Source organism: uncultured Methylobacterium sp. (assembly GCF_964251405.1).
GTDB lineage: Bacteria > Pseudomonadota > Alphaproteobacteria > Rhizobiales > Beijerinckiaceae > Methylobacterium.
On the sequence record NZ_CAXUJR010000117.1, the window covers coordinates 1 to 9,884 of the forward strand.

At 68.4% G+C, this 9,884-nt stretch carries 8 protein-coding genes; 4 read left to right on the forward strand and 4 right to left on the reverse strand.

Annotated elements, in window-relative coordinates:
• Positions 1 to 351: 351 nt before the first annotated feature.
• Positions 352 to 2,418, forward strand: coding sequence for a M23 family metallopeptidase (locus tag ACFE7U_RS16130; protein WP_375410735.1), 2,067 nt, complete (start codon positions 352 to 354; stop codon positions 2,416 to 2,418).
• A 63-nt stretch (positions 2,419 to 2,481) separates the two neighbouring features.
• On the opposite strand, the gene gluQRS is transcribed toward ACFE7U_RS16130, so the two are convergent.
• The 4 genes from gluQRS to ACFE7U_RS16150 form a co-directional block, all read right to left on the reverse strand.
• A complete protein-coding gene (gene gluQRS / locus ACFE7U_RS16135; RefSeq protein WP_375410736.1) occupies positions 2,482 to 3,363 on the reverse strand; it encodes a tRNA glutamyl-Q(34) synthetase GluQRS in 882 nt (293 codons plus the stop codon).
• 92 nt (positions 3,364 to 3,455) lie between these two features.
• Positions 3,456 to 3,647, reverse strand: coding sequence for a hypothetical protein (locus tag ACFE7U_RS16140; RefSeq protein ID WP_055885294.1), 192 nt, complete (start codon positions 3,645 to 3,647; stop codon positions 3,456 to 3,458).
• Positions 3,648 to 3,831: 184 nt separating this feature from the next.
• Positions 3,832 to 4,110, reverse strand: a complete 279-nt coding sequence (locus ACFE7U_RS16145) for a hypothetical protein (protein ID WP_375410737.1) — start codon at positions 4,108 to 4,110, stop codon at positions 3,832 to 3,834.
• Between the two features lie 45 nt (positions 4,111 to 4,155).
• Complete coding sequence (locus ACFE7U_RS16150) at positions 4,156 to 6,201, reverse strand: ATP-binding protein (RefSeq protein WP_375410738.1); 2,046 nt, start codon at positions 6,199 to 6,201, stop codon at positions 4,156 to 4,158.
• Between the two features lie 272 nt (positions 6,202 to 6,473).
• Between ACFE7U_RS16150 and trpA the strand changes: the two genes are divergently transcribed.
• From trpA to ACFE7U_RS16165, 3 genes are all read left to right on the forward strand, one after another.
• A complete protein-coding gene (trpA, locus tag ACFE7U_RS16155; protein WP_375410740.1) occupies positions 6,474 to 7,310 on the forward strand; it encodes a tryptophan synthase subunit alpha in 837 nt (278 codons plus the stop codon).
• 98 nt (positions 7,311 to 7,408) lie between these two features.
• The gene (gene accD / locus ACFE7U_RS16160) at positions 7,409 to 8,338 is read left to right on the forward strand and encodes an acetyl-CoA carboxylase, carboxyltransferase subunit beta (protein ID WP_375410741.1); all 930 of its coding nucleotides are present in this window, start codon (positions 7,409 to 7,411) and stop codon (positions 8,336 to 8,338) included.
• Between the two features lie 37 nt (positions 8,339 to 8,375).
• A complete protein-coding gene (locus tag ACFE7U_RS16165) occupies positions 8,376 to 9,701 on the forward strand; it encodes a bifunctional folylpolyglutamate synthase/dihydrofolate synthase (protein ID WP_375410739.1) in 1,326 nt (441 codons plus the stop codon).
• Positions 9,702 to 9,884: the final 183 nt, after the last annotated feature.

Genomic DNA, 9,884 nt, shown 5'->3' on the forward strand with positions numbered 1-9,884 from the left:
AGATGCGTCAGCAGCCGATCCACTCCCGCGGCCGGCGCCGATGAACAGGGGTATAGCCGGAGGGCACGGGGACGTCAATAGCGCGTTTCAGATCGATGACACGGCGATGAAGAACGGATGACATGGCGCTGTCCGTTACGGCGGACGGAACGCTTGGCGGGCTCTGGAATCCGCAGGATCTATGGTTTGTCCTGTGCCGGCCATGAGCGGGGTCGCGATCAGTCACCAAACGGCAGGCTCATCGCACGCCTCAATCTCGACATCCTGCCTTCAGACATGGTTTGTCATAAGGGACCGTCGATCCTTAGCCCCGCACTCGGCCGGGCGATCCCTCGCAGACACGCAATAGGAATGCTCTTGCAGCGCGGTCGCCTCAGAATTGCCGACCCGGATCGCAGTGCCACCGCCCGGGAGGCACCGCGCTTCGCCGCCGGTACGGAACCGCCGCTCGACCTTCTCGGTCCGGATGCGACGCGGATCGATCGGCGCGAAGTCAATCTGCGTTGGCTCTTCGCCAGTGCGCTCACCGGTCTTACCGGGGCCGTCCTGATCGGTGGTGCCATCTTCGTCTCCCTCCAGGGAGACGTGTCCTTCGCGGCGATCCCGGAGCGGGTCCCCGTTCAGGTCCGCCAGACCACGGATCTCGCCGGGGTCAACGAATCGCGCAAGGGCGACCGCCAGGTCCGCAACCCGATGATCGCCTCGGCCAAGCAGAGCTTCCGCGCGCCGGTGACCGTCCGCCTCGGCGACCGCGAGATCATCAAGATCCGCCCATTCGTGCGCATCTCGACTGCCCTGTCGATGACGACGGGGGTGTTTGCCGCGGAGGCGCCGCGCTTCGATCCCATGAAGTTCATCTCGAGCGAGCCGGCCGAGCGGATCGCCGATCCGGTGAATTCCGAAGGCCCCGGCGCGGAAGTCTCGGTGTTGAAGCACGATCTCGTCGCCCTCGCCGTCGAGGCCGGGTCCCCTGCCCTCACGGAAGACGACGTCACGGCGCAGATTGCCGAAGAGCGCCGGCTCGCCGCCGAAGCCGGGCGCCGCTCGGCGATCCCGCTGGCTCCTCAGATGATGCTGTCGCGGATGCTGCAGCAGGCCCCTGCGGGTCCGGACTTCGCCGGCACGGCACCCTCGCCGGCCGAATCGAGCCCGTTCAAATCGATCGACGTGCTGGTCGTGCCAGAGAACGTCACGAGGCTCGCCAAGACCGAGATCCGCAGCGGCGAGCAGGCCCTGGTCGACGAACGCGATGTCGCGATCAAACGCGGCGAAACGCTGGAGGCCATTCTCAGGGCCACGGGCCAGGCTTCGAGCGCGCAGGTCGCCGGCATCCTCTCGGCGCTCGGCGGCAAGGCACGGACCGGCGAGTTGCCCGAAGGCCAGCAGTTTCGCCTTCAGGTCGCACCCGGACCCAAGCCCGGCGACCCGCGCCAGATCACGCGGGTGATCCTCTATGGCGAGAAGGGGATCGAGGCGATCGCCGCGATGAGCGACCGTGGCACCTTCGTCTCGGTGGCACCTCCGACCGAGGAGGCCCCGGCCCGCAAGGGTCCGGCCGCCGTCGAAGCGGAAGGCGAGGAGGAAGAGGGAGGTTCAGGCCCACGCCTCTACCAGAGCCTTCACGAGACGGCGGCCCGTCACGAACTGCCCCGCGGCATGGTCGAAGACCTCGTTCGCATCTTCGGCTACGACATCGACTTCCAACGCCGGATCTCGGCCGGCGACGCCCTCGACGTCTTCTACGGCTATGAGGAAGATGCCGGTCCGGCCGCCGTCGAACGGCCCGACCTGCTCTACGCGATGCTGAACCTCGGTGGGGAGCCGAGGAAGGTCTACCGGTTCCAGTCGCCGGATGACGGCGCGATCGACTACCTCGACGATCAGGGCCGTTCGCTCAAGAAGTTCCTCATCCGCAAGCCGATCGCCGACGGCATCATGCGCTCGGGCTACGGTTATCGCCGCCACCCCGTCCTCGGCTATGCCAAGATGCACACCGGCGTCGATTGGTCGAACCCGATCGGAACGCCGATCGTGGCCGCGGGCAACGGCACCGTAATCAAGGCGGAATGGGATGCCGGCTACGGACGCCGCGTCGAGATCCAGCACATCAATGGCTACGTCACGACCTATAACCACATGTCCCGCTTCGCCCGCGGCGTCGCGGACGGCGCCAAGGTGCGCCAGGGCCAAGTCATCGGCTATGTCGGTTCGACCGGCCTCTCCACCGGTGCGCACCTCCATTACGAGGTCATCATCAACGGGCATTTCGTCGACCCGATGAAGATCCGCGTGCCGCGCGGACGCGAACTCGACGGCCGGCTCCTGGCGGAGTTCAGACGTCAGCGCGAGCAGATCGACGGTGTGATGCAGAAGGCCCGTAACGGGACCGCGATCGCTCAGCGCGATCCGATGCGGTGAGCGTTTCGGCGAGATAGGCTGGCCCCAAAGCGGGGCAACGGCTCCCGTCTATGGTGCGATCATTCAAGAGAAGCCGAGCCGGGCGCGGATCTCGCCGGCCGAGCAGCCTTCTGCTCTCAGATCCGCCAGGGATCGGGAGCCGCGGGATTTGGCAAGTTTGTCTCCGGCTCCATCCAGGATGAGGTCGTGATGGTGGTATCGCGGCGTGCGGTATCCGAACAGCACTTGCAGCAACACGTGGATATCAGTGGCGGCGAAGAGGTCGGTGCCACGCACCACATGGGTGATCCCCTGCGCCTCGTCATCCGTAACCACGGCGAGGTGATAGCTCGCCGCGACGTCCCGACGCCCGATCACGACGTCGCCCCAGCGCGCCGGCTCGGCGACGCAGAGACGGGTCTCGTCATCGCGCCGGAAGGTCGTGAACCGATAGGGGCCGGGGCCGGGGGCGGCGGCAAGGGCTGCCTCCATGTCGAGACGCCACGCGTGAGGCTCGCCGGCGGCGATGCGCTCGGCGATCGCCACCGACGTCAGGGCTCGGCAGGTCCGCGGATACAGCGGCGTCCCGTCGGGATCGCGTGGCCAGGATCGCGCCGGAACACGGTCGCGCGTCGCGATGTCGGCGGCGACCTTCCCGCGTGAGCAGAAGCACGGATAGACGAGGCCGCGACGCACGAGGGCGTCGATTCCCTCGCGATACAGCCCGAGGCGTCGGGACTGACGCATGACCGGAGCTTCGAACCGCAGGCCGAGCCACGCCAGATCGGCCTCGATCCCAGCGACGAAGTCGGGCCGGGACCGTTGCGGATCGAGATCTTCGATCCTCAATAGAAAACGCCCCCCTGAGCGCCGCGAGAGTTCGGCGTTCAGGAGGGCGGAAAAGGCATGGCCGAGATGGAGACGACCGTTCGGGCTCGGTGCGAAACGGAAGACGGGCACCGTCACGGACGATCAGGATCTCGGGCAGCACCGCATTGCGAAATCGAACATCGTGGTCTGACCATCGCGAGGCGCCGACCAGGGCACCACGCTTTCGATCAGCGGTCGCCCGCGCCCGAGAGCAGCTTCTCGATCTGTGAAAGACCGTTCTCGCGTGCCTTGGCCTCGGTCGGCTGGCTGCGGTCGGACCGCTGCACCAGCTTGCCGTTCTTGCGGATCAGCCACTGGTAGACACCACCCGGATTGGCAGGCGGCTGGATCTCCAGGGAGTACGGATGGGTGTTCGTCATTGTATCGCTCATCCCTTCGATATGGCATGCGCGTGCGGTTTTCGCTACCCGCTGCGGCCAAAGGACATATCGAAATCGTCAAAACGTCCGGCGGCTCGATTCTTCAATGTCGACGGCCCTCCGCACAAGACGAATCTGCGGCGCAATCGACTTTTCTTGGAGGTGACGAGCGAAACGGCGGACGTCAGCTCCCGATCTTGCGCAGGCAACTCGTAGGCGTCGGCACGCAGGCGATCCCGGGCGTCGAGCAGGCGACGCCCTCCGGGGTCCGCTGACAGATGCGGCAGCCGTCGCTCCATTCGGCGCATCTTTCGTCGATCGACGATGCGGTCGCGGGATGCCGCGTCGCGGCGGGAACCAGATGGGCGGTCAGCACCGTCGCCGCGACCAGGGCTGCGATGCCCAGGGCGACGAGTCCGTCGCGGGGTGCCGCACCGGTGTTCGGGGAGGAGCCAGATGCCATGGCGCCGTGTTCGCGCGGCGGGCCGCTCCTGTCAACGAGACCGGTTCAGGCGACCGCGCCGGATCGGGAGTCGAGGAGCGCGGGTAGCGACCGCAGGTTCAGGGGCTTGGCCAGGAACCCGTCGAACCCGGCGTCGAGGGCCGCGCGCTCGTCGGCGTCCCCGGCATTGGCGGTCAGTGCCACGAGGTGAAGGCGAGGACCGCCCCGCACGGCCTCGCCGGCGCGGATGCGCCGTGCGGTCTCGAGGCCGTCGAGACCAGGCATGCGGATGTCGATCAGGGCGAGGTCGAAGGGTGGCGCGCCGGTCTCGATCTGCCGGTCGAGGCTGGCCAGGGCCTCCAGGCCGTCACGAGCGAGGACGACGCGTGCGCCGAGCTTCTCGAGTGCCCGCGTCGCCAGCAACGCGTTGATCGCATTGTCCTCCGCGAGCAGCACGCAGCGGCGGCGTGCCCCGGCCGGCCGCGCGGGAGTCGCGGCGCTCCCGGCGGTCGTCGGATCCGGCGGAAGCGCGGGGGCGAGCAGTCGGTCGAACAGGGAGCGGGTGCGCACCGGCTTGACGAGGTAGCTGTCGAAGCCGGCAGCCCCCGGTGCGCCGAACTCGCGCCGGTCGAACGGCGACAGCAGGATCAGGCTGCAGCGCACGCCCCTGCGGCGGGCTTCCGCTGCCAGCGACCGGACGGCGGCGTCGCCGAGCGCGCGGTCGGCGATCACCGAATCGAACGACCGGCCTTCCAGGGCGTCGATGCCCGCTTTCACGGAGTCGACGACGAGCGCCGCCGCACCCGAGCGCGACAGGCGCCGTGCCAGGAACGGGGCCTGGAACGGCGAGTCCGCCACGATCAGCACGCTGCGACCCTGCAGCGACACCGGCGTGGCTGCGTCGTCTCCCGTCACCGGAAGGGGCAGGACGACCCGGAACAGGCTGCCGCGGCCGACCGTGGAGGTCGCCTCGATCCGACCATTCATCAGGGCGACGAGGCGCCGCGTGATCGCGAGGCCCAGGCCCGTGCCCTCGTGGCGGCGGCTGGCGCTGCTGTCTTCCTGTTCGAATTCCTCGAAGAGTGCGGGAATGCGGTCCTCGGGGATGCCCGGCCCGGTATCCTCGATGGAGATCGACACGCCTTCCACGCATCGTTCCACCACGATCCCGACACCGCCCTGGGCGGTGAACTTGACGGCGTTGCCCGCGAGATTGGTGAGGATCTGGCGCACCCGGTCCGCGTCGCCGACCACGGCCTCGGGCAGGTCGTCGGCGAGTTCGAGGGCGATCTCGATGCCCTTGTCCTGGGCGCGGGGCGCGAGGAGCTCGACGACGCCTTCAGCGAGGCCGCAGAGGTCGAAGGGCTCCGCGACGAGATCGAGGCGCCCGGCCTCGATCCGCGAGAAATCGAGGATGCCGTCGATCAGCGACAACAAGGCCTTGCCGGAGGTGCGGACCGCGTCGACATAGGTTCGCTGCTCGGCATCGAGGCTGGTCTCCAGGACGAGGTCGGCCATCCCGAGGATGCCGTTGAGCGGCGTGCGGATCTCGTGGCTGACGGTGGCGAGGAAGCGCGATTTTGCGACGTTGGCGGCTTCGGTCCGGCTCAGCGCTTCGTCGAGGGAGCGGGCGGCCTCGACGCGGGCCGTGATGTCGGAACCGGCGCGCAGCCATTGGACCTGACCTTCGCCGTCGGTGACCGGCATCTCGATGAAGGAGAACCAGCGCGCCGGCCCGGCGACGGGCATCACCTCGATCTCGATCCGGCGCACGCCGTCGGGGCGCTCCTCGATCGGACCCTGCGCCAGCGTCCGCAAGCCGGCGGTCGAGCCGACGAGATCGATGGGCTCGACCCCCAGCAAGGTCGCGAAGCCGGCATTGGCGAAGGTGATGCGGCCCTGTCCGTCACGCTGGACGATGATCTCGGTGGTGGCCTCCACGAGCGCGCGATAACGCTCCTCGCTCTCGGAGAGGCGCCATATCCTGTCCTGCAGATGCTCGAACTCGGCGTTCTCGACCCCCGGCGAGGCTCGGCGGCGGAATACGGCCGCGAAGGCCGCAGCGCCCGCGAGTCCGGCCAACGCGCAGGCGACGACTTCGAACCAGATCATTCCCGTCCCTTCGCGGTAACCGGTTAGAGGATGCCGCGGAAGCGTGAAGGACGCCTTAGGAGGCTCGCCAAGTCCATTCCGGTTCGACCCAAGTCCATTCCCGCTCGGCCGAAGGCGACCTCCGCCGCTTCACGGGCCGGTCGCGATGGTGTAGCGCGGGGTCATCGACGGCGGATCGACAGCCCGCGAGCCGGCTTTCCTCAGCAAGGCATCCAGGCAGCGCGACCGCGAGACGAACCCCGAGACCCGACGACATGACCATGACGAGTTCCGTGACGACACGCATCGACGCCACGTTCGCCCGTTGCCGGGCGGAAGGGCGCGCCGCCCTCGTCACCTACGTGATGGCGGGTGATCCCGATGCGGAAACGTCCCTGAAGGTGCTGGAGGCTCTCCCCCGCGCAGGCGCCGACATCGTCGAGTTCGGGCTGCCCTTCACCGACCCGATGGCCGACGGCCCCGCGATCCAGGCGGCCGGCCTGCGCGCCCTCAAGGGCGGCCAGGGCGTCGTGGCGACCCTCGACCTCGTGCGCAGGTTCCGGACCGGGAATGCCGAGACCCCGGTGATCCTGATGGGGTACTACAACCCGATCCACACCTACGGGGTCGATCGCTTCCTCGACGACGCGGTGGCGGCGGGCATCGACGGGCTCATCGTCGTCGACCTTCCGCCCGAGGAGGACGACGAGCTCTGCCTGCCGGCGCTCGCCAAGGGTCTCGCCTTCATCCGCCTCGCCACGCCGACGACCGACGAGCGTCGTTTGCCGGCGGTGCTCGCGAACACGGCGGGCTTCGTCTACTACGTCTCGATTACCGGCATCACCGGCACGGCGAAGCCGGATTTCGGCCAGGTGGCGCAGGCGGTCTCGCGCATCCGTCTCCATACCGATCTGCCGATCGTGGTGGGGTTCGGCGTCAGGACCGGCGCCGATGCCGCCGCGATCGCCAGGGGCGCCGACGGCGTCGTGGTGGGCTCGGCCCTCGTCGACGCGCTGCATCGCTCCCTCGACGCGGAGGGCAAGGCCGGAGCCGGGACCGTCGAGGCCGTGAGCGTTCTGGTGCGCGAGCTGGCTTTGGGCATCCGTGAGGCTGGCCAACGTCCGGCGTAAGCCTGTAGCGGGCGAGACGCCGAGCCGCGAAACGGGATCAGGACCTTGAACGAAAGGTCGCGCGCACCGAATTCGCGCATAGGGACGGTGGCTGGATGATGGTGGAACCGATGAACTGGATCTCCGAGGTCGTCCGGCCCAGGATCAAGACCCTGTTCAAGCGCGAGACCCCGGAGAACCTGTGGGTCAAGTGCCCCGACACCGGGCAGATGGTCTTCCACAAGGAGGTGGAGGGAAACCATTGGGTCATCCCCGGCTCCGAGCATCACCTCAAGATGAGCGCCCAGGCGCGCCTCAAGATGATGTTCGACGAGGGCACGTGGATCGACGTGCCGCTGCCCGAGGTCGCCGCCGACCCGCTCAAGTTCCGCGACGAGAAGCGCTACGTCGACCGCCTCAGGGAGGCGCGCGCCAAGACCGGGATGCAGGACGCCTTCAAGATCGGCTTCGGCCGCGTCGGCGGGCTGCCGATGACCCTGGCGGTGCAGGACTTCGCCTTCATGGCCGGGTCCCTCGGCATGGCGGCGGGCGAAGCCTTCATCCGCGGCGCCGAGACCGCGCTCGACAAGCGCACCCCCTACGTCCTGTTCTCCGCCTCCGGCGGCGCCCGGATGCAGGAGGGCATCCTCTCGCTGATGCAGATGCCCCGCACCACCGTGGCGATCCGCCGGCTCAACGCGGCCAAGCTCCCCTATATCGTGGTGCTGACGAACCCGACCACGGGCGGCGTCACCGCCTCCTTCGCGATGCTCGGCGATGTCCATCTCGCCGAGCCCGGCGCGCTGATCTGCTTTGCCGGCCCCCGCGTCATCGAGCAGACCATTCGCGAGAAGCTCCCCGACGGCTTCCAGCGCTCGGAATACCTCCTGGCTCGCGGCATGGTCGACCAGGTCGTCCACCGCCACGCTCTGAAGGAGACGGTGGTCCGCCTGTGCGGTCTCCTGATGAACCGGGGACCGGAGGCGGCACCCGGATCGGGTCCTGCCCGGTCGTCCTCACCGCCCTCCCCCGTGGCCGAACCGGCCTGATCGCGACGACACAGCGCCACCAATGGATTCCTCCGGCATGGATTCCTCCGACGCGCTGATGGCGCGATTCCTCGCCCTGCATCCCCGCACGATCGACCTCTCGCTCGGTCGGCTCGAACGGCTGCTGGTGCGGCTCAACCATCCCGAGCGCCGTCTGCCCCCGGTGATTCACGTGGCCGGCACCAACGGCAAGGGCTCGACCATCGCCTTCATGCGGGCGATCCTGGAGGCGGGCGGACTCGCCGCCCACGTCTACACCTCGCCCCACCTCGTACGCTTCCACGAGCGCATCCGCATCGGTGCCATCGGCGGCGGTCACTTCGTTCCGGAGGAACGGCTCGCCGAGGCTCTCGCACGCTGCGAGGCGGCCAATGGCGGCGAGCCGATCACCGTGTTCGAGATCACCACGGCGGCGGCCCTGCTGCTGTTCTCCGAGGCGCCTGCCGACGTGCTGCTGCTCGAAGTCGGGCTCGGCGGCCGGGTGGATGCCACCAACGTCATCGACAGGCCGGCCGCCGCCGTCGTCACGCCGATTGGGCGCGACCATGCCGAATACCTCGGCGACACTGTCGAGGCGGTCGCCACGGAGAAGGCGGGCATCTTCAAGCGCGGCTGCCCGGCCGTGATCGCCGCCCAGGACTACGCGGAAGCCGACGCCGTCCTGTGCCGCCAAGCGGCCGCGATCGGCGCCACCCCGGTCGTGGTCGGCAACCAGGATTTCTCGGTCCACGAGGAGAACGGCCGGTTCGTCTACCAGGACGAGACCGACCTCTTCGACCTGCCATTGCCGCGATTGGCCGGGCGCCACCAGCTCACCAATGCGGCCACCGCCATCGCGGCACTGAGAGTCGCGGGATTCGGCGACATTGGCGTCGCTGCGGTGGAGGCGGGCCTGCGCAACGTCGATTGGCCCGGACGCCTGCAGCGGCTCACGCGGGGGCGCCTCGCCGACATGGCGCCTGCCGGCGCAGAACTCTGGCTCGACGGTGGCCACAACGTCGACGGCGGTCGCATCCTCGCCGCTGCGATGGCGGATCTCGGCGAGCGCAGCGACGTGCCCCTCGTCCTCATTGCGGGGCTGCTCGGTACCAAGGACGCCGAAGGGTTCCTGCGCAACTTCGTCGGTCTCGCCCGTGGCCTCGTCGCCGTGCCGATCTCGGGCCAGATGGCAGCCCGGCCCGCCGAGGAGATCGCCCGGATCGCGGCGGATGTCGGTCTGAGCGCCCAGGTCGCGTCCGGCGTGGAGGCTGCCCTTGAGGGATTGGCGAACACCGCCTTCGAACAGCCGCCGCGGATCCTTATCTGCGGTTCGCTCTATCTCGCAGGCGCCGTCCTGATGGCGAACGGAACACCGCCGACCTGACAGTTGACCATCTCGTCGGCTGTGTGTCCTCGATGCTACATCTAAGCAAGGCCAGATCGATTACCTTCCAGGCGATCGAATAACGCACTGGGGATAATCAATGAAGACGCTTCTGACTTCGCTCGCTGCCTTCACGGCGCTCACCGCTGTCGCTTCGGCCGCCGATCTTCCGCGCCGCGCGGC